Genomic DNA, 21,303 nt, shown 5'->3' with positions numbered 1-21,303 from the left:
ACGGCCCAAAAGTAGGACCGTTCGAATTTCAAAAACTCGGTACACCATTAAGTCAAAACATGCTTAACTGAATGGTGTTAACTTTTCAGTGGCTTTTAAAGGTTAATTATTTTACTGGTTATTAATCAGTAACAACCTCAGGGTTGGAAACTAATAACATCCGTCCGCGAGCAGCTAAGTAAGTAGCTACTTGCAACTGCATTTCTGCATTAGCGGCAGCACTGCCTTCAACAGTTGCAGCCTGTGCAGCATCTTGAGCTGGTGTTAATATAGAACCATGATGCCCTTTAGTAAATTTAACTAAATAGCTTGTTGGTGTTTCACTCAATGCTTGCGAAGTACTTACTGTTTCAAGACCCATCAAGTTAGCTAATGGAATTGTGCCAGAAATAGGATTATTAGCTGCCATTGGTGGTATCACTTGGTCAGGCTTGTTATCAACACCATCACCCACAACAACATTTGTATAAACAGGAGTACCTAATGCTTTCACAGTGGCTGCGTAGTTCGTTGGATCGCCACTATCTAGCGCTGTTTGCGCCGCAAAAGCAAACTGTGTAAATACACCTTGAATGTTAGTAAGTTTAGTCGTTTCACCCGCAGTGGTAAGTGATGCAATATATTCGTTGTAACCACATGTCAAGTAAGCTTCCATGTCTGGTATAAATGAGCCACAGTTAGAAACTGCATCTCCTTGTAAGTATGCAGTAAATTCATCAGCTTCTGTTGTACCAGCTTGTGAAAGTACTGAACCTTGAATAAATGGGCCAAACGCAGCGGACTCAAGTAAGAAGCTTGCTATACCGCCGCCACCACTTGCAAGAGCTACCGTGTTTACATTAAATAGCGGATCAAGCGTTTCTGCCATTGGCATATTAGCTTGAGCAATAAATGCAGGGGCTACAATAGAGCCTAATGAATGACCAATGTAAGTTACATCTTTACTGTTAATCGTCGCATCGTTAATAAAGTTTAAGCCTAAACGAAGGCCTAATAAATCAGCAGCCGATTGACGTAAGCTATCACGTGCAACAAGTAATGAACTTAAGTTCATGTAACTAAGCACAGAACCCGTTGTTGCATTAAAATCGTCAGTTCCATCACCATCAACATCTATTCCACGCTCACCGTGGCGAGGATGATCAATTGCAACAGTCGCAAAGCCTTGAATCGAAAGCTGTGCAGTTAATGCAAGCATACTTTCTTTTTGAGTTGTAATACCATGTTGCATAATAACAACAGGCCATCCGCCTTCAGGCATTGCGATAGGATCTAATTCTAACTGCGCACGAACACCATTAATTATAGGTAGAATAGGCTTGGTAACTTGTACTGGTACATTAGCCATGCTTTGTACTTTTGGAATTGTATTATACTTAGTCAAATGACGAGTACTGTCTAGCCCTAAATCACGTAATTTCCCACCACTCAAGGCTGAACATAACCCATCATTTTGGCTAATTGGATCTACAGGGAAAGCATCGCCTGCAATTGCTTTATAGCCAATTATTGCAACTGCGTTATCACACATACCTTGCCAGTATGTGTCGTTCAAATCGCTAATATCAGTACCTGTTGGTGTGCCTAAATACATTGGTAGCATAATGCTACCTTTTTGATACTGCACACCAGAAAACGCAGCTGATACAGTAATACCCTGAGAGGCAAATACTTGTTGTACATTAAGCATTGGCTGCTCAGGTACATTAACCATCGGTGTAGGCAGTGCATCATTTTGCAAACTTGCAGCTAATAATTGCTTAATAGTACCAAGTACTGGCCCTGCTGATTGAATAGTCATTGCACTAGAAAAAATAATATCGTCTTTTGAAATGTCGCCTGAACTTACCACTACATTTTCGTAGCTATTTACAGCACCTTGCAAACCAAGTTGGGCTTCTGTAATTAACGGCGCTTCTTCACTCACAGAGGCATAAGTAGAAGAAGGTTCAATAGAACGACCTAAAGAATCTTTAAGCCCTGTAGTTAATACATTGATGTATGAGCTACCGGCTGTAAATGGTTTTAAAGGAATAATGGCAACGGCATCACCTGAAGCTTGAGTTACAAAGTCAACGCCAAAAGTAAGTTCACCCACTAATTTACAAGCAGTGCCTGCCGCTACAACAGAACATTCTGCGTCAGTTAAGCTTGCACCCATTACGACTTCAAAAATCCTTACTGTACCTGGGGTCCCAGCAGACGCTTCATCTAAACTCACATTTGGTGGGAATGTTAAATCGATTTTATAAGGCACTTGCGAAGACCAGCCATCAAGTGCACCTAGTGCAAGCTGAGGGTTTGCATAAGCCGCACGAGAAATAGACACATTGCTGTCATCTAACTCTCCAGGAATATTAAGTGTACCGTCTTGAGTTCCACTCATTAATAAGTCATTAGGTACCGATAATATACCTGCAGCAGGATCAAATGTAACCGTTGCTGTTGGAATAACTGGTGCTGTGTCATTTTTGACATCAGTTAACGTTTCTCCACCGCCACAACCTGCTAAAGCAGCTGTAACCGAGAGTGAAAGTAGCATTTTTTTCATATTGTTGGCTCCGCACATATTTTATTTTTATAGTGTGTTTAATCAGTGTATTAAGTTAAAACAATGTAATCAGATTATTAATGAGACATTAGACCAGTTAAACTTAACGTAAAGTTTCTATTTTCGCCACCTAATTTTACAATAAATTCGATTACTTCACGTTTTGCTATGTTAAAATCAAAAAAATTATATGAATTGGTACTTTTATGCACACATATCAAGCAGCTGAAAATGCACTTAAAGATAAAGTTATTTTAATAACAGGCGCCGGTGATGGTATTGGCCGAGTAGCAGCAATTACGTATGCAAAATACGGTGCTACGGTTATTTTATTAGGAAAAACAACTAATAAACTTGAATGTGTTTACGATGAAATAGTTAATGCTGGTTACCCTAAACCTGCAATTGTGCCTATGGACTTAAAAGGCGCAACGAAGCAAAACTACCGTGACCTTGCTGCAACAATCGAATATCAGTTTGGCCGCCTTGATGGGTTGCTTAATAATGCAGGTATTTTAGGTTCACTTGGTCCACTTGAACATTTTTGCTCGTCAACGTTCGAAAACATAATGAAAGTAAACGTGACTGCACAAGCTATGATCACTAAAGCACTTTTTCCCGTTCTTCGTAAATCTGATAATGCATCGATAGTATTTACGTCATCAGGTGTAGGCCGCAAAGGTCGTGAATTTTGGGGTCCTTACGCCATATCTAAATTTGCAGTAGAAGGTATGATGCAAACATGGGCATGTGAAGTAGGTAAAACGAATATTCGTATAAACTGTATTAATCCAGGTGCTACTCGCACTTCAATGCGTGCAGCTGCCTATCCTGGCGAGGATAGAGATACTCTGGCTACACCAGAGGATTTAATGCCTACTTACTTATACTTGATGAGCGATGACTCTAGTAAAGTGAATGGCGAATCGTTAGATGCACAAGAAAAAAATAAAAAGTAATTTAAATCTAAAGCCTTATACTCTGTTCTTACGGAAGTTAAGTGAACTTTTATTTGATCCTGTGACAGAGTCTGTATAAATGCCTATCATTAATCCTCACGTAAGTTTTAGGATGGGCGTTTATGGATAAAAGAGAGCTAGAAGCATTTGTTAATTAAAGTAGCTAGATGCATCATTAACTGACTAAAGCGATTTATTTGGCCTTATATATCAATATTGAAAGGTCATAAAGAATTACTCTGCATGTGGATATCAGAAAATGAAGGCATTAAGTTCTGGCTAACTACACTGACTAAATTACAAAGTCGAGGTGTAAATAACCTTCATCATAACTATTGATTGTAGTGAAGGATTTCTTGAAAGATCACAAAATTTAAAACGCATACATCAATCTGAGACTGAAATAATGCGTTACTCGAGCTTAATATATTCTGCTCCGTAGGAATAATAAATACCTATATTAGCGAGCGTATTGGAAAACCTAGATACGTTATTCAAATACATCAAAACATAGAAAAGCGATTTAAAAAACGTAACCTATTTTCGTCTTATGACGTAAGAAGATAAGTAGTTTTTCTTACGATAGAGCGACATCCTAAAAGTGGACGTTGCTGATAAGAAAATGTGAAATGGCTTGAGTCGATTTATTATTAAATTCGAATATTATTTTAAGGACATTATTTATAATGAGCAGTTCTACAAAGTATGTTAATTGTTTTTCAGAAATACAGCCCAGCTTTTACTAATAAAAAATTCTCAGGACTTTAGTTCGCTACTACAAAAAATTTACCCTTATGGTATTTTTGTACTGTTATTAGAGTAAATTAACCAACCACAGGAGCCTTTCTTTTTTGAAACTTACGCCGCCCTGAGTTAATGCCCCCTTTCATTTATTTGTACGCTATGTGCAACCCTAATCGCCGTCTGCGCGAGAATCACTGTTATTAAAATAAAATATTCCCCTATACTTTGGGAAACTAACTAATTAGGTTACTTACATGTTTGATCACGTAAAAAGAGATTGGCTCTCTAATATTCGTGGCGATGTGCTTGCTGGTATTGTTGTGGCGCTTGCCCTTATACCTGAAGCTATTGCCTTTTCTATTATTGCGGGTGTTGATCCAAAGGTGGGGTTATACGCCTCATTTTGTATCGCGGTTATTATTGCCTTTGTAGGCGGACGCCCAGGAATGATTTCGGCGGCAACCGGAGCAATGGCGCTGCTAATGGTCACGCTGGTTAAAGACTACGGTCTTGAATATTTACTTGTTGCTACCTTACTTACTGGCGTAATACAAATATTTGCAGGGTTTTTAAAGCTTGGTGAGTTAATGCGGTTTGTATCACGCTCTGTTGTTACTGGGTTTGTAAACGCATTGGCAATTTTAATATTTATGGCGCAGTTACCAGAGCTTACCGATGTTACCTGGCATGTTTATGCGATGACCGCAGCGGGCTTGGGTATTATTTACTTATTTCCGTATATTCCCACTATTGGCAAAATACTTCCCTCTCCTTTAGTGTGTATTGTTGTTATTACGCTTGTTTCACTGTTTTTAGGGCTTGATATAAGAACCGTTGGCGACATGGGCGAACTGCCTGACACTCTGCCTATATTTTTATGGCCTGATGTACCGCTAACACTCGAAACACTGCAAATTGTTTTACCCTACTCAATTGGTCTTGCTGTTGTCGGCTTACTTGAGTCAATGATGACCGCCACTATTGTTGATGACTTAACTGATACAACGAGCGATCGTAATAAAGAGTGTAAAGGTCAAGGTATTGCAAATATTGGCGCAGGTTTATTTGGTGGTATGGCGGGTTGCGCCATGATTGGACAGTCAATCATCAACGTTAAATCGGGCGGTCGTGGACGACTTTCAACCTTTATTGCTGGTTTATTTTTAATCATCATGGTGGTGTTTTTAGATGAGTGGCTGCGTTTAATTCCTATGGCGGCATTAGTTGCAGTAATGATTATGGTATCGATTGGTACGTTTTCGTGGACATCCGTTAAAGATTTAAAAAAGAACCCGCTTTCATCAAATGTAGTGATGATTTCAACCGTTATTGTGGTTGTTGCCACGCATAACTTAGCCATTGGTGTTTTAGTTGGCGTATTGTTAGCAACGTTGTTTTTTGCCAATAAAATTGGCCGCTTTATGGTGGTTAAAACCAATCATGATGAAATCAACGACCAAATAACTTATGAAGTAGTCGGCCAAGTATTTTTTGCCTCTGCGGAGCAATTTATAGCGTCGTTCGATTTTAAAAATGCAGTTGCTAATGTAGTAATAGATTTAACCCATGCACATTTTTGGGATATAACCGGTGTATCGTCTCTCGATAAGGTGGTTATTAAATTTAGGCGTGAAGGCGCAACAGTTGATGTTATTGGTATGAATAGCGCAACCGAAACCGTTGTTGATAAGTTTGGTGTGCACAATAACCCTGAAGAAGTCGAAAAACTACTTGGCGGTCATTAAGGAGAATGTAATGGAAAAAATAATTACCTGTATCGATGGCTCTGTCATTACACACGCTGTAACCGAAGCTGCTATTTGGGCTTCAAAAAAGCTAGATAAATCAATTAGCTTTATACATATGCTTGAAAAAATACAACAAACTAATGTAGGTAACTACACCGGTACGATTGGTTTAGGTGCCCAATCGGCTTTGCTTGAAGAAATGACAAAACTCGATGAACACCGTAGTAAAGTTTCTTTAAAACTAGCAGATGAATTACTCGACTCGGTTGCTGTACAAGCAAAAATTGCTCATATTCAAAACTATGAATTAATTAAACGTCACGGTGATGTAATCGACGCTATTATTGATTTTAAAGATGATACTCGCTTAATCGTTATAGGTCGAAATGGTGTTGATCATCGTGTTGATTTAAATGCACTTGGTTCACACATCGAAACGCTCGTGCGTAGCGCCTCGCAACCAATATTGCTTATTTCTAAAAAGTTTAAGCAGCCTAAATCATTTATGATTGCGTACGATGGCCGCGAAACAGCCGACAAAGCGCTACAACAAGTGATTGATGGCGGTTTATTACACGGCTTGCATTGTCATTTAGTGAGTATTAAAAACAACGAAGAAGACCTTGAAGAAAAGTTTATTAACGCGCAATACAAACTCACCAGTATGGGTTTTAAAGTGTCAGCAAGCTTTTTAGAGGGCAATATTTTTGACTCGTTAATGCAATACAAAGAGCAAAATAATGTAGAACTAATTGTAATGGGTGCGTTTGGCCACTCTAAGCTAAGGCAGTTTTTTGTAGGCAGCAACACCATTAAAATGCTCGAAAACAGCGATGTGCCTGTGGTTATTTTGAAGTAAAGGTCACTTTTAAGTAAGTGGTTATTTTAAAATAAGTAGTTATTTAAAAATAAATTTAATAGCCCACACCAAAAAGCCTAAAATCACTTAACTGATTTTAGGCTTTTTTGTTTTTGGCTTAGCTTCAAACTTTTCGAATAAAAACTGAATAAACGACGTCACCTTTTGAGCCACAAATTTTCTATGCGGATAAATAGCAAATAAACCAAACTCAAATGTTTTATAATCCCGCATAACCTGCACAAGCTTACCCGATGCAATATCGTCTCTCACCACTATTTCAGGGATTAAGCCAATACCGCCACCCGCTACAACCACCTCTTTTACAGCTTGTGGATTATTAACCGAAACACGCGAGTTTACGCTTGCCGTTAATGCCTCACCACTTGGTGAAACTAGAGGCCAATGGCGACCTATTTTAAAGTTGCTATCAATCACTGTGGCGTGTTGTTCAAGCTCTTCAACGCTCGTAGGAGCACCAAAGCGGTTTATATAATCTGCCGAAGCACATAAAATTAAAGGGTAACTGGTAATTTGCCTCGCAATTAAATTAGAGTCAGACACACTGCCAATTCTAATTGCTAAATCAACCCCCTCTTCTAGCAAATCAATTGTTTTGTCAGAAAGCACTAAATCAATACTTAAATCAGGGTATCGGCTCAGTAACTCAGGCATTAACGGCGCAAGGTTTGATTCACCAAACGACACCGGCGCACTCACCCTAAGCTTTCCGCTGGCAAGCGCTGTTTGACCCGATAAGTTATCGAGCATTTCGCTGTAGCTTTCAATAACGGGCACTACGCTTGCGTAATAACTTTGCCCCGCTTCGGTAATCGAAATTCTGCGCGTGGAGCGGTTAAATAATCTAACCCCTAAGTCTTGCTCTACAATGCCCACGTATTTACTGACCAGCGCCTTTGAAAGCCCTAGTCTGTCGCCTGCGGCTGTAAAAGAGCCTGTTTCAACAACCGCGATGATTGTTTTAATGCCAATAATAGTATCCATGATTGTCAATATAGCATTGACATTTATTCCTTACTAGCTCGGTTTTTCAAAACCCATAATGATGAAAGAATAGCGTTACTAAAAATCACTATTCAAAATTAAAAACAGGACAACCCATGAGCAACCTAACACTATACCGTTTTACTTTATCTGGTCATTCACACCGTGCAGAGCTATTTACGTCACTTTTAAATCTTGATGTAAATATGGTTGATGTTGCACTACAAAACGGCGCACAAAAGCAAGCTGAGTTTCTAGAAATGAATATTTTTGGACAAGTACCGGTACTTAAAAATAACGACGACGTTATTAACGATTCAAACGCTATTTTAGTGTACTTAGCACAAAAATTTGATGCTAACAGAACCTGGTACCCTGAAGATGTTACGGTTCAAGCACACATTCAGCGCTGGTTGAGTGTTGCTGCGGGGCTTGTGGCTTCAGGCCCTGCTGCAGCGCGTTTAGTTACTGTGTTTGGCGCGCAGCTTGATCATCAAAACGCGATAAACATCGCCCACACATTATTTAAAACCATGGATGCGTACTTACAAAACCGCGAATACTTAGTTGGCACTCAGCCAACTATTGCCGACATTGCCAACTTTTCGTACATAGCACACGCACCAGAGGGCGGCGTATCACTTAGTGAATACCCAAATATTTTAAGATGGCTAAGCAACGTTCGTAAACTTGATGGCTTTATAGCAATGCCTGAAACAAAAGCGGGTTTGTTAGCTTAGTCGTTCAAGTATTTAAGAGTGTTTTATAAGAGGCTATTAAGCCTCTTTTTTTGTGCTTGTTTAAGTGAAATCTGAAATTTGGACATCGGTTTGTAATCCGAATAGCTAGTAATAGATAAATTGGCTCTGGTAAAAACCTTTATAGCAATTAACCTTACGATCCATCCGATGTTGCACATATATTCAGAAAACACTCTTTTCTTAAGTCTGTTTTGTTATGAGTTTATAAAAAGCTTAATAATAGTAATCTCTAAGAGAATTTGCTAAAACTACATAAAATAGAAAATGAACATGACATCAGAAGATATATGTTCTATTTACGTACAATTAAATTGTTAAGACATTAAAAGAAATTCGGCTTTGAGCCAACAACACCTATAGTGTTAATCTTTCTAGTTTTGGGGCTAAAAATTTAAACAAATTTATTTTTGCGATGAACATATATTTATAGAGGGCTTGAATTGGAAAATACAGGATTGAGAGATTGGTTAGAGCCGCCAGAACAACGTGGTTCACACTGGTTTCAAAAAAGAGGCAGAGTATTTGAGGGAATTCTTAACAGCATGCTTTCGAAAGAGGAAATGGAAGCACGGACGAGCATGCGCCCCTCAGGAGAAGAGATTGATGGTTCCTTTGCAATCGGTGATAATTTCTATCTACTTGAGGCAAAGTGGCATGCATCCCCAATCCCTGCATCTGCATTATACTCATTTAAAGGAAAGGTTGATGGAAAGCTGATAGGTACTATAGGTGTGTTCTTTTCCATGTCTGATTACAGTACAGATGCTGTAGACGCCTTATTGAATGGAAAAGAATTAAATCTTATCCTGTTTGGTCATAACGATCTTCTGCTTATTGAAGATGGGAAGATCACCTTCCGTGAGGCTATGCGTGTGAAGCGACGTTATGCCGCGAGCTACGGTCAACCATTCTATCCTTTAGAGACTTATTTTTCAGAGACTAAACTAGCAAATCTGGATATTAAAACTCAAACTCAGAGACAAAAGTGGAGTATATTAGTTGAAGGCGAGGATGATGTCCGCACTATTCAAGTATTATTAGGACGCTTCGATATTAGTGCCCAATTTAATGTTGTGCCAGCAGGCGGACAACTAGCAGTTGCTCAACTTGCAGAGCATTTAATAAATAATAATAAGACAAATGTTGCTGCGATAATTACACCTATATCGGATCCAGATATTCAGCAAGAACAAATTAAAAGAATCAATGAAATCGGGGCAGAGTTAATCGTCTTAAAGCAAGATATCGAACTCTGGCTTGATAACTACGTTTCCGTGGAATACCATAACGCAGCTTTTGCTCTCAGTGACCGGAATGGGAAAATGGCTCGACGATATGCTCGGAATGCAGATTTAGAAAAACTTATTACTGAGAATCCATCTTTTTCGGAACTAATGTTGAAACTTGGCGCTAAACCAAAATCTACAGGGCCAAGTTCTGATTTCTGACGTCCTAACGACTAACCACCCATAATTAGCACTACAGCTCTATATCAAGTTCCTCAACACCTTTGGCGGGTACGGCGCAGCAAATTAGCGCCTGCCCTGTTTCTATTGGGTAACTTACGTTATTTCGATAAACCACACTTCCTGTATTAATTTTTACAGCGCAACTGCCACAACTGCCGTTTCGACAGCCAAACTCAGGCTCTAAGCCATGAGTTTCGGCTACATTAAGGATCGTGTTGTCGCCTTTGTTCCAGCGCTGCTCAAAGCCCGATTTACTAAATTTAATTACGGTGTTATCTGCTTCTTCAGCGCTAATCTCTTTGCTTTTGTTAGGCACTTCGCTTGTGATAAGCACTTTGCGGTTAATAGCGGAGGGTCCAAATGCTTCAGCAAATATGTTTTTATCCTGTACACCGAGCATTAATAGCTCATTATATACGTGCTGCATAAACGCTTGCGGTCCGCATAAAAAGAACTCGTAATCATCAAGTGGTAAATAATACCTAAACACATCAGCATTTATGCGCCCTTTTAAATCAAAGCTTTCGTCTTTTAAATTAAAGCTCTTATCTTTTACGTTAAAGCCATCGCCTTGTTTTTCATCAAGCTCAGGCTGAGATAAAAGTGAGTAGTAATCAATTGCCCCGCCACTCGTATCTGCTAGTGTTTTTAGCTCGTTATAAAATGCGCGCTGTTGGGTGTTTTTAGCACTGTGGAAAATATGCAAAGGGCGTGTATGGCGGGTTCTTAGCCCTTCATTGGCAATGTGTTTAGCCATTGAGATCATAGGTGTAATACCTATTCCACCACCAATGAGTACCGCAGGTTTGGTACTGGTTGGGTCAATAAAAAACTGTCCTTGTGGGTATTTAGCTAAAATAACATCCCCTACTTTTACGTTATTATGAAAGTAGTGTGATACCTCGCCTCTGAGCTCTTTTTTAATCGATAACCGATAAAAGAGTTCATGCGGGCTTGATGAAACGGTGTAGGTTCTAGTAACAGGTTTGCTATTACTATTGTTATTGTTATTGTTATTGTTATTGTCGCTATTTTTACTTGGTATTTGTACGGTTAAGTGCTGCCCAGCTTTAAACGGTAACAAGGTTGTATTGTTGTGCCCTTCTAAATAAAAGGAGGTAATTACATCACTCTCTTTAATTATTTTAGTTACTTTTAAAGGCTGCCAAGCATGTTTTAGTTTTTCGGCTTGTTTGTTTTTATCAGCCTCAAGCCACGTGCCCGTCATTTTAGTGTTAGGTGAGTAAGCATCAAATTTGGCAGTAAAAGGGAGTAAGTTTTTAAGCCACATTCCTTTAGTAACGGTAAATTTCCAGCCTCGGTCTGCACCAATAAAACCTTTAAACTCTGGGTGCCCGTCCCATAAAATTTCAACGCTGCCGGTAAGCATTAATACATTACCCGTGTCAAAATCAGGAAATAACAAACCTGCTTTTGGGTTTAATAAAAAGTTACCCAAGGTATTAAAAAAATTATTCCCTGCGTAATCAGGTATCGTTAATGTGTTGCTTTCTCGCTTTACAAAACCTGGCATTCCCCCACGGTGAGAAACATCAACACCTTCAATTTTTGGATTGTTTTTTGCCGTTATAAAGCTTGAAACAAAAAATGTATCGGTGGTGTCAATTAACGCAACTGCTGCGTTATCAAGCGTATTAAATTCAACTTTTTGCACTGCATTACTTTTAAGTAAAGGATCTCTATTAAACGTTAAGTCGCGTGTTTGAATATACTGCGGGCAATTTCCAAAAGATTGATCAACATTAAAACTCACTTTATTATTACTAATTACCTCACCTACGCGCACATTTAAACGGTTACGCCTACGCGTACTTAGTTCAATGCCTAATAAACCAATTGGCGAGCCTGTAACCTTTAATGTGTTATGTAGAGGGTCGTTTTTATCAACCGCATGGGTCATTAATAACGACGTAGGAGTTGGGGCGCTTAAAAAGCCTGACTGCCCCGAAACAATAGATACCCACACATCGGCGTTTTCATCAACACTGCCTGCAACCACAAACGGTAACTGCTCAAAAAATGCTTGATGCTGCTCTGGCATAAACGAGCGCACAGCACGTTTGCCAAATGTTGCCATTATTTCTCGTTTACCGAGTTTGTCTTGTATTGCCAGCTCGCCTTCATGAAAAGGTGAAGCATCTATTGAGTTTGTGTTAGTCATTTCGCTCGTAATTTGTGTGCGTATTTTATGGGTTAAATTTAACTCAATACACAATAAATGATAATGGGTGTTTTATTGACTGATAATGCACAAAACAATGACAATACTTGCACCCTATTAGTGCCAGGCGCGCACCAACATATAACAAAACTGGTTTTATCCTCACTCTAAAAACACATTAAATGCCTTTTAAACAATAAGTTATAAAACTGGCTGTGTTTTTGCAAACATTCTATTAACAAGCCCGTTTTACTTACGGCAAAAATTTAGGTTGTGAGCACACTAGCTATTAGCAACCATCGGCAAAGAAGCCCGCACACAGTTATGCATAATGCGTATTTGTGGCGGGCTTTTTTGTTAATTGTATTTAAACCGTCACTTTAAGGAATGCCCTATGCAAACCTCGCAAAAAATACTCATTATTGGTAATGGTATGGTCGGACACCACTTTGTTGAGCAAATGCGCCAAAGCGATGCCAACGCAGACATTACTGTACTTTGCGGAGAAGCAAATCTTGCATACGATCGCGTGTACTTATCAAGTGTATTTGATGGCAAAACAGCTGCCGATTTAGCACTTACCACCCACGACAACTACAAAACACTCAATATTAATGTGCATACAAGCCAGTGGGTTGAAGGCATTGATAGAACTGCAAAGGTAGTTACCACGCTAACGGGTGAACAATACCCGTACGACAAACTTATACTTGCAACCGGTTCGTTTCCGTTTGTGCCGCCTATAAAAGGTAACGACCAACCCCATTGCTTGGTGTATCGCACATTAGAGGATTTAGAACAAATAAAAGCCAGTGCTGCAGTAAGTAAAAGCGGTGTTGTTATTGGTGGTGGTTTGTTGGGGCTTGAAGCCGCAAACGCGATTAAGCAACTAGGGCTTGATACCCACGTAGTTGAATTTGCGCCGCAGCTTATGGCTGTCCAGCTTGATGGACAAGGCGGTACGCTACTAAAAAATAAAATAGAAAAACTTGGCGTTACGGTACATACATCAAAAGCGACCAGCGAAATAGTAAAAGGTGAAACGAGCCGCTTTAGATTAAATTTTTCAGACGAAACATTTTTAGAAACAGACCTAATTTTATTCTCTGCCGGTATTCGCCCGTACGACCAACTCGGTAAAATTGCCGACTTAGAACTGGGTGAGCGCGGCGGTATTATTATTAATAACCAATGCCAAACATCTGATCCTGATATTTTAGCCATTGGCGAATGTGCCCTGTGGGACAAAAAACTATTTGGCTTAGTTGCACCGGGTTACAACATGGCACGCGTTGCAGCGAGCCAATTAAGTGGTGGCGAGCTTGAGTTTTTAGGTGCTGATATGAGCACAAAACTTAAGTTATTAGGCGTAGAAGTAGGCTCAATTGGCGACGCTCACGCAAAAACGCCAGACTGTAAAGAACTTATATACCAAGACGCTATTCGCGGTTGTTATAAAAAAATCATACTAAGTGAAAAAGGCGATAAATTACTGGGCGCTGTACTTGTTGGCGACACCAGCGATTACGATACATTACTACAGTACATGCTTAACGACATGGACTTACCCGAAAACCCTGAGTGCTTAATTTTGCCAGACAGTGGTGGCGCACCGTCGCTATCGGGCAGCGCCCTACCCGACACAGCCACTATTTGTTCGTGTCACAATGTGAGTAAAGGCGACATTGTAGGTGCAATTGATGGCGGCTCATGCGATTTAGCCTCGGTAAAGTCATGCACTAAAGCAGCAAGCGGCTGTGGCGGTTGTGCGGCATTATTAAAATCAGTTGTTGATAACGAATTAGCAAGTCGTGGAGTTGAAGTAAACAACCATGTATGTGAGCACTTTGCGTATTCACGCCAAGAACTACTGCACATGGTAAAAGTAGAAAGCATTAAAAGCTTTGATGACTTACTAACTAAACACGGCAGCGGTCATGGCTGTGAAATATGTAAACCTGCCATTGGCTCTATTTTAGCCTCAACATGGAACGACTTCATTTTAGAACCCGCCCATGTTGGCTTGCAAGATACTAACGACACATACCTAGCAAATATGCAAAAAGATGGTTCGTACTCTGTAGTACCGCGTATTGCTGGTGGCGAAATAACGCCCGACAAACTCATTGTAATAGGACAAGTAGCCAAAGACTTTAACCTGTACTGCAAAGTCACTGGCGGTCAGCGTATTGATTTATTTGGTGCGCGCTTAGAAGAACTTCCTGTTATTTGGGAGCGACTGATCGAAGCCGGATTTGAGACCGGTCATGCTTATGGTAAGTCTCTCAGAACCGTTAAATCGTGTGTGGGTAGTACGTGGTGTCGTTATGGTGTGCAAGACAGCGTTGGTCATGCAATAGAAATTGAAAACCGCTACAAAGGTTTACGTGCGCCGCATAAATTTAAAATGGCGGTATCGGGTTGTACCCGAGAGTGCGCCGAAGCACAAAGTAAAGATATTGGCATTATAGCCACCGAAAACGGCTGGAACTTATACGTGTGTGGTAATGGCGGTATGCGTCCTCGCCATGCTGATTTATTTGCGACCGATTTAGACACACCAACACTGATTAAATACATTGACCGCGTAATTATGTTTTACATTAAAACGGCTGACAAATTACAACGCACCTCGGTATGGATGGAAAACCTTGAAGGCGGTTTAGATTACCTTAAAAGCGTAGTTATTGACGACAGCTTAGGCATTTGCGACGAACTAGAAGCGCAAATGGAGTTAATTACACAAACCTACGCCTGTGAGTGGAAAAAAGCGATTGAAAGCCCAGATGCAGCTAAACGATTCCGCCAGTTTGTTAATAGCCCCGAAACCGACGACAACATTTTATTTGTGCAAGAGCGTAACCAAATTCGCCCTGCTACAGAAGCCGAAAAACGTGAGCAACGTAATACACAAAACCGTATTCCAGTAATGGAAGTTGAAGAGGAGCAAGCTGATGTCTTGGCATAATATTGGAACAATCGATAACCTAGTGGCTAATAGCGGCGTATGCGCATTAGTTAATAATCAGCAAGTGGCTATTTTTTACATTCCACAAAATCCAACTGCTGTGTTTGCTATTAGCAATTACGACCCTATTGGCAAAGCCAATGTATTATCGCGTGGCATTATTGGCTCAATCGACAATAAATTAGTTGTCGCCTCGCCTTTATATAAGCAACACTTTTGCCTAGAAACAGGTGAATGCTTAGAAGCAGAAGCAATACACTTACCGGTTTTTAATGCAAAAATTGAAGACGGCAGTGTATTTATAAGCTCTGAACCAAAAGTTACAACAACTGTGGCTTAGGGGAATATTATGAATGTACTGTCTTATTTTTCGGGTATTGAAAACGTGTGGCTAAATAAGCTTGTTAATAAACTAACAAGCTCAAATAGTCGCAGTGCTAAAAGCGGCAACGTTTATATAATTGGTGCGGGCCCAGGAGACGCAGAGCTAATTACGGTAAAAGCGCAGCGTTTAATTAATACCGCCGATGTTGTTTTATACGATTGGTTAGTAAGCGATGATTTATTAAAAACACTGCCTAAAAAAGCGCAGCGTGTATTTGTAGGTAAACGTGCGGGTAAGCATTCGATGACCCAAGCTAACATTTGCGAACTACTGGTTAAATACGCGCAACAGGGCTTAAACGTAGTGCGTTTAAAAGGCGGCGATCCGAGTATATTTGCACGTATTAACGAAGAAGCTGATGCACTTACCAAGCATAATATTAATTTTGCTATTGTGCCAGGTGTTACAACGGCTTGTGCTACTTCCGCTTATACGGGTATTCCGCTTACAGCAAGAGACGTAGCGCGCAGTGTTACGTTTTTAACGGCGCAGTTTGCCGATCCTAACAAGCAGCCTCATTGGAAAAATTACGCGTTTATGCCTGGAAACAACAACCCCACTTTAGTGGTTTATATGGGGCTTTCGCGCTTACAAACGCTAAGCAACGGTTTACAATCAGTGGGCTGGCCAAGTAATACACCCATTGCACTAATCGAAAATGCCACTACTACTAAGCAAAAGGTAATTACCAGTACGCTTGAACTGATAGTAAATGAGCATGCTAAACACAACCTTCAAGGCCCTACCCTAATTATGATTGGTGAAGTGATAAATCATAAAATGGCAATTAGCCCTGAGTTATTAAACAGTATAAATGTTAACACATGATACAAAATGAATAATGCACTTTTCGCGCTTACTACCTCCCCAGGAGTAGGCGCTTTTTTTGTTTTTAATTTGGGTTCAAGTTGTGTGCAATAACATGCTTTAATGCACCAAATAAGTTAAAAGTAATGGTAAGTTAAATTATAGAAACACAGTGACAAACAAAAATAACACTTTAAGTAATTGTATTAGCTTGATTTTAAATTCAATGATGAAATTTATTAATGATTGGAACGGTGGTTGCACTTTAAAAACAAAAAAGTGTGGAATACTATCAATGGCGACAAACAATCCTCTCACAAAACAGTTTTTATTAGCGGCTAAATATCAAGAAATACACGCGCTAAAGCAATTACAAAACAGTTGTTCCTCGCTCACTAAGTTAGGCGATTTTGTACATCAGTTACAAAAAGAACGCGCAATGAGTAATATATTTTTGGCCTCAAATCGAGAGCGATTTAAAACCCAATTACAAGAACAAATCCCTTTAAGCAACAGCGCACAAACTGCATTTTATGATTCTCTTAAACAAACATTTATAAACGACAACGCCGATACGGGCCATACTCGGTTATTTAATTTAATTACCTACAGCTTACAAGCACTCGATGCATTACCGGTATTGCGCAAGCAAATAGCACAACAAAACATTAGTGCAGTACATGCTACGCAGTCGTTCACGCAGTTAATTGCTAGTTTACTCAATATTATTTTAGAGGCAGCAGATGGCGCAAGCGATCCTAAAATAACGCGTTTGTTAGTTGCCTTTTTTAATTTTATGCAAGGTAAAGAGTACGCAGGACAAGAGCGTGCCTGTGGCGCACAAGCATTTGCAGCAAGTAAATTTACCACTGAGCAAAAACAACAACTCGCGCACTTTGTACAAGAACAAAACCACAGCTTTGAATTTTTTAATGAATACGCCGATGAACACCTTTTAAAATGCTTTGCCACACTAACAACGCATCAGGTAAATAATCAGGTAGAGCAACTTAGAAGTTTACTGCAAAAGCTCGATGACGAGAATGCTCAACCGCTCTCACAACTGAGCGAAGTATGGTACGAAGTAACCACTACGCGCATAGATATAATGCACAAAATTGAACAAAATATAGCAGATCAATTAATTGATACCGCTGCAATGCAAATAGCCTGTGCTCAACGCAGCTTAAATACAAATAAGCAGGTACTTAACAATATGGCAGAGCAACACATAGCCCCTACTTTAGGCCAATTAGCCATTAAGCAACCAAAGCCAGAAGTAAGCCAAAACATAGCGGCCGATAAGCTCAATAGTAATAAAAGTATGTACGATTTAATTATCGAGCAAAGCCAGCATATTAAACAAATAAACCAAGCGTTACTTGACGCTAAAAAAGTGATTAGTGAGCAAAAGGTCATTCACCAAGCCAAGTACATACTTATTGAGCAGTTAAAGCTCACCGAAGAGCAAGCCCATAAACAGCTACAAAAACAAGCAATGGATACGCATAAAACCTTATTTAGCGTAGCGCAAACAATTATACAAATGAGCGATTAAATATGCTGTTTTTACTTGGGCATGTTGATCTTCAGTAAGAACACTACCCTACATAATACTTATTTATTCAGTTATAAATTTCACGCCCAGACTTAGTTTCGCCTTATTTTAAAATAGATTCATAAGCTACTGACTACAATAAGGTAAGGCTTTAATTTGGCATTAATTTATAAAGTGAATAATTCAACACATTCAAAATAATCAACTACAATAAGTTAATCATTTGTTGCATCTCATTTTAATGAGGCATATTTATTTAATACTGTTGTAGGAGTTTGAATGCCCAATGTAGAGAGTTATTTAGAAGATGTATTATTAATTGATGAACAGCAATTAACGACTTCTCTTGATAATGACATTCAAACAAGCTTAAAAAGCTTTGCTGAGCTAATTTTAACTATTTTTGATGCCACCGCATTTTCTATTGTTGCTAACCTCCCTGAACGTACCGTTGAGCTATATAAATCCGGTTCAAAAATAGCAGTCGCTAAAGAGCAACTATCTGATGACGTTTTTAATGAATCGATTATCGAACATGATCCTAAAATATTTAGAGTGGTGTCACCTATTGTTTTTCCCTCAAACCTTAAGTTTGGGTGGTTTATATTTGACCGACCAAGTAATTCACTACTTACCGAAAAAGAAAAATTAATCTTAAATAGTTTACAAAAAAACTTTGTAAATCAGTTAGTCCAACAAAAAGAATTATTAGAAAAATTAAACAGTGCTAAGTTTCACTCAACAATTTGTGAGCTAAAAAAAGAAGACGAAACTGAAAAAGATCGCCTAATTAAAAAATTACAAAAAGTGAGCGATGAACTTGATGAATTTATCAGCATTGCTTCACACGATCTCAAGTCACCATTAAATGCAATTAAACGTTTATTAGAGTGGGTTTATGACGACTGCAAAGATTTACTTACGCAGGAGCACCAAGAAAACTTTCAGCTTGTACTCAGCCGTGCGAATAGAATGCAAACACTGCTAGAGGATTTACTAAACTACTCGAGAATAAATAGCTGCGATTCAACTCGTGCAAACATATCTTTAGAAAGTATTTACCAAGATATAGAACAAATTTTAGAAATTCCACTCACTGTAACTGTACATATAAATGCTAACAACAAACTGCTCGATATACCGCTACTCCCTTTTAAAACTGTTTTTCAACACCTTATAAGTAATGCAATAAAACATAATAATAAAGAGCACCCGGTTATCGATATTTCACTTATCCCCTCTGATCGTTATTACATTATTGAAATAAAAGATAATGGCCCAGGGATTGACCCTAAATATTTTTTACTCATATTTAAGTTATTTCAGACATTACAATCTCGAGATGCCGTTGAAGGGAGCGGCATTGGACTCTGTATTGCTAATAAGCTCATTATTAATTATGGGGGCAAAATTGAAGTAGCCTCCGATGGAAAGCTTGGCAGTACATTTACTATTTTTTGGCCTAAAGCTTAGCTATGGAATTATCAATTATAAACGAGCATCACCTAGATACAGCTCTTATAAGGAACGTATGAATATCTTAATTGTTGATGATGACTTAGTTGATCGCAAATTAATTAAAAAAATGCTTATTTCTGATGGCTCTCACCATCATGATATAACTGAAGTAACGTGCGTTTGTGAAGGATTAGAAGCAATTGAAAACAACCACTTTGACATAATTTTACTCGATTATAATATGCCCAAAGAAGATGGCATTGAAATGCTAATTGAAATGCGCAAAAAACCTAAACTCGGTAATACCGCAATTATTATGATTAGCTCCTCAGAAAACTCAACCTTAGCTATTGAGTGTATAGAAGCAGGCGCTCAAGACTTTTTACCTAAAGGTGATATAACAGGAAGCAGTTTAAATAAAGCCCTTATATATGCCAAAAAACGTTTTGAAGCAGAACAACGTATGCACAACAGTTATCTTGCTGTAAAGCATATGGCTGAGAGGGATCAGCTTACGGGTTTATCTAACCGGTATCATTTTGAAGAAATACTAAAAGTAATGATAGCCAATAATAAACGTGCTAAAAACTGCGTTGCTTTACTTGCTTTAGATTTAGATAACTTCAAAAATATAAATGATACGCTTGGGCATAGTGTCGGCGACGAAATTTTAATACAAACCGTGCACAGAATTAATAGTTGCCTAAGACAAAACGAAGGTTTTGCTCGATTAGGAGGCGATGAATTTGCAGTTATAATAGGCGGAATTTGCAATATTAATCAAATAGGTATGATAGCAAATAGAATTTTAGCTGAAGTGTCTAAGCCCTTTTTACATGAAGGTAGAACTTTAAATTGCAGTGTTAGCATTGGAAGCGCCATATACCCAAATGATGCTACTGAATCTCATGAACTGCTAAAATGTGCTGATATTGCAATGTATCGCTCAAAGCAAAGTGGTAAAAGTAGAATAAGCTTTTACAAAGAGCAATATCAATATGAATTTAGTCGTCGGGTAGATATTCAAAATAGTATAAAAGAGCATATAGAGGAAAAAAACTTTAGGCTATTTTATCAACCTGTTTACTGTGCAAAAACACAAATGATGACGGGGGTTGAAGCACTGATACGTTGGCCAAATACAGAAGTTAGTTACACCCCTGATGAATTTATTCCTATTGCTGAAGAGTGTCGCTTAATAGAGCCCCTTGGTAAATGGATAATTGCGACTGCATTAGAGCAGTTATCTGCGTGGCAGCAAAGCTATGAAACGCCCTTAACCCTATCTATAAACATTTCACCTATACAATTACAAAAAGAGGCTTTAGAAACATATTTATTAAAAACAGTCGAAAAATACAATTTAAAAACCAGTAGCATTATTCTTGAAATAACAGAGACCGCTTTTATGGAAAACAGTAAAGAAGTGATTGATATATTAACTTCTTTATCTGACAAAGGGTTTAGGATTGCCTTGGACGACTTTGGTATGGGCTACTCATCTATATCGCACCTAATATCCTACCCTATAGATATAGTGAAATTAGACAAAAGCATGCAGTCGTTAGATGGCGAAAATAATAAGCGATTAAAAGTAATCGAGAGCTTATCTTTAATGCTTAAAAAATTAGATTTTTCTGTAGTGGCAGAAGGTGTCGAAACTCAAACCCAGCATCAACTATGTAAAAAACTAAACATAGACTACCTGCAGGGTTTTCTATTTTCAAAACCTATACCCGCAAACGAAATTAATGTGTTACTAAATACCTACACAAAACAAATAAGTTAGTATATGAAACGGTAATATATCAGCTATATAGTGGAGCTTTAAAAATGAACTTTAGAATTT

The 21,303-nt window shown here is 38.8% G+C and carries 14 protein-coding genes and 1 pseudogene; 12 read left to right on the top strand and 3 right to left on the bottom strand.

The window, feature by feature from the left end; all coding sequences use genetic code 11:
- Positions 1-121: 121 nt before the first annotated feature.
- Complete coding sequence (locus GQR55_RS11800; protein WP_166420755.1) at positions 122-2,551, bottom strand: VolA/Pla-1 family phospholipase; 2,430 nt, start codon at positions 2,549-2,551, stop codon at positions 122-124.
- A gap of 206 nt (positions 2,552-2,757) precedes the next feature.
- On the opposite strand from GQR55_RS11800, the gene GQR55_RS11795 reads away from it, so the two are divergent.
- From GQR55_RS11795 to GQR55_RS11780, 4 genes and pseudogenes are all read left to right on the top strand, one after another.
- Entirely contained in the window at positions 2,758-3,510 is a 753-nt protein-coding gene (locus tag GQR55_RS11795; RefSeq protein ID WP_166420754.1) for a YciK family oxidoreductase, read from the top strand.
- A gap of 185 nt (positions 3,511-3,695) precedes the next feature.
- Positions 3,696-3,831 (top strand): annotated as a pseudogene (locus GQR55_RS20195) (transposase); the annotation flags it as partial.
- 677 nt (positions 3,832-4,508) lie between these two features.
- Complete coding sequence (locus GQR55_RS11785; RefSeq protein ID WP_166420753.1) at positions 4,509-5,999, top strand: SulP family inorganic anion transporter; 1,491 nt, start codon at positions 4,509-4,511, stop codon at positions 5,997-5,999.
- 10 nt (positions 6,000-6,009) lie between these two features.
- On the top strand, positions 6,010-6,861 hold the full coding sequence (locus GQR55_RS11780) for a universal stress protein (RefSeq protein ID WP_166420752.1): 852 nt from the start codon (positions 6,010-6,012) through the stop codon (positions 6,859-6,861).
- 87 nt (positions 6,862-6,948) lie between these two features.
- On the opposite strand, the gene GQR55_RS11775 is transcribed toward GQR55_RS11780, so the two are convergent.
- Entirely contained in the window at positions 6,949-7,866 is a 918-nt protein-coding gene (locus tag GQR55_RS11775; protein ID WP_166420751.1) for a LysR family transcriptional regulator, read from the bottom strand.
- A 116-nt stretch (positions 7,867-7,982) separates the two neighbouring features.
- Between GQR55_RS11775 and GQR55_RS11770 the strand changes: the two genes are divergently transcribed.
- Together GQR55_RS11770 and GQR55_RS11765 are read left to right on the top strand one after the other, a co-directional pair.
- Entirely contained in the window at positions 7,983-8,606 is a 624-nt protein-coding gene (locus GQR55_RS11770; RefSeq protein ID WP_166420750.1) for a glutathione S-transferase, read from the top strand.
- 461 nt (positions 8,607-9,067) lie between these two features.
- Entirely contained in the window at positions 9,068-10,075 is a 1,008-nt protein-coding gene (locus GQR55_RS11765) for a hypothetical protein (RefSeq protein ID WP_206012082.1), read from the top strand.
- A 31-nt stretch (positions 10,076-10,106) separates the two neighbouring features.
- Here GQR55_RS11765 and GQR55_RS11760 read toward each other — a convergent pair whose 3' ends face one another.
- Positions 10,107-12,278, bottom strand: coding sequence for a pyridoxamine 5'-phosphate oxidase family protein (locus GQR55_RS11760; RefSeq protein ID WP_166420749.1), 2,172 nt, complete (start codon positions 12,276-12,278; stop codon positions 10,107-10,109).
- A 394-nt stretch (positions 12,279-12,672) separates the two neighbouring features.
- Here GQR55_RS11760 and nirB point away from each other — a divergent pair, with 394 nt between their 5' ends.
- The 6 genes from nirB (at position 12,673) to GQR55_RS11730 (ending at position 21,243) form a co-directional block, all read left to right on the top strand.
- Positions 12,673-15,246, top strand: a complete 2,574-nt coding sequence (gene nirB, locus GQR55_RS11755; RefSeq protein WP_166420748.1) for a nitrite reductase large subunit NirB — start codon at positions 12,673-12,675, stop codon at positions 15,244-15,246.
- Positions 15,233-15,586 carry a nitrite reductase small subunit NirD gene (gene nirD / locus GQR55_RS11750; RefSeq protein WP_166420747.1) on the top strand — a complete coding sequence of 118 codons (354 nt, stop codon included), beginning with the start codon at positions 15,233-15,235 and terminating at the stop codon, positions 15,584-15,586. The genes nirB and nirD overlap by 14 nt, the downstream gene beginning before the upstream one ends.
- 9 nt (positions 15,587-15,595) lie before the next feature.
- Positions 15,596-16,459 (top strand): uroporphyrinogen-III C-methyltransferase, encoded by an 864-nt coding sequence (gene cobA, locus GQR55_RS11745; RefSeq protein ID WP_166420746.1) that lies wholly within the window; start codon positions 15,596-15,598, stop codon positions 16,457-16,459.
- A 274-nt stretch (positions 16,460-16,733) separates the two neighbouring features.
- A complete protein-coding gene (locus tag GQR55_RS11740; protein WP_166420745.1) occupies positions 16,734-17,996 on the top strand; it encodes a nitrate regulatory protein in 1,263 nt (420 codons plus the stop codon).
- Between the two features lie 279 nt (positions 17,997-18,275).
- Positions 18,276-19,469, top strand: coding sequence for a HAMP domain-containing sensor histidine kinase (locus tag GQR55_RS11735; protein WP_166420744.1), 1,194 nt, complete (start codon positions 18,276-18,278; stop codon positions 19,467-19,469).
- A gap of 58 nt (positions 19,470-19,527) precedes the next feature.
- Positions 19,528-21,243, top strand: a complete 1,716-nt coding sequence (locus GQR55_RS11730) for a GGDEF domain-containing response regulator (RefSeq protein WP_166420743.1) — start codon at positions 19,528-19,530, stop codon at positions 21,241-21,243.
- The last annotated feature ends 60 nt before the right edge of the window (positions 21,244-21,303 follow it).

Source organism: Pseudoalteromonas sp. Z1A8 (genome assembly GCF_011378855.1).
Classification (GTDB): Bacteria; Pseudomonadota; Gammaproteobacteria; order Enterobacterales; family Alteromonadaceae; genus Pseudoalteromonas.
The sequence above is the reverse complement of the archived record's forward strand: the minus strand, read 5'-3'. Positions and strand labels throughout refer to the sequence as shown.

Coding starts and splice junctions, on each gene's coding strand:
- cobA (WP_166420746.1), top strand. CDS start 15,596: ATGAATGTACTGTCTTATTTTTCGGGTATTGAAAACGTGTGGCTAAAT.
- nirB (WP_166420748.1), top strand. CDS start 12,673: ATGCAAACCTCGCAAAAAATACTCATTATTGGTAATGGTATGGTCGGA.
- GQR55_RS11795 (WP_166420754.1), top strand. CDS start 2,758: ATGCACACATATCAAGCAGCTGAAAATGCACTTAAAGATAAAGTTATT.
- GQR55_RS11775 (WP_166420751.1), bottom strand. CDS start 7,866: ATGGATACTATTATTGGCATTAAAACAATCATCGCGGTTGTTGAAACA.
- GQR55_RS11735 (WP_166420744.1), top strand. CDS start 18,276: ATGCCCAATGTAGAGAGTTATTTAGAAGATGTATTATTAATTGATGAA.
- GQR55_RS11760 (WP_166420749.1), bottom strand. CDS start 12,278: ATGACTAACACAAACTCAATAGATGCTTCACCTTTTCATGAAGGCGAG.
- nirD (WP_166420747.1), top strand. CDS start 15,233: ATGTCTTGGCATAATATTGGAACAATCGATAACCTAGTGGCTAATAGC.
- GQR55_RS11780 (WP_166420752.1), top strand. CDS start 6,010: ATGGAAAAAATAATTACCTGTATCGATGGCTCTGTCATTACACACGCT.
- GQR55_RS11785 (WP_166420753.1), top strand. CDS start 4,509: ATGTTTGATCACGTAAAAAGAGATTGGCTCTCTAATATTCGTGGCGAT.
- GQR55_RS11730 (WP_166420743.1), top strand. CDS start 19,528: ATGAATATCTTAATTGTTGATGATGACTTAGTTGATCGCAAATTAATT.
- GQR55_RS11740 (WP_166420745.1), top strand. CDS start 16,734: ATGGCGACAAACAATCCTCTCACAAAACAGTTTTTATTAGCGGCTAAA.
- GQR55_RS11800 (WP_166420755.1), bottom strand. CDS start 2,551: ATGAAAAAAATGCTACTTTCACTCTCGGTTACAGCTGCTTTAGCAGGT.
- GQR55_RS11770 (WP_166420750.1), top strand. CDS start 7,983: ATGAGCAACCTAACACTATACCGTTTTACTTTATCTGGTCATTCACAC.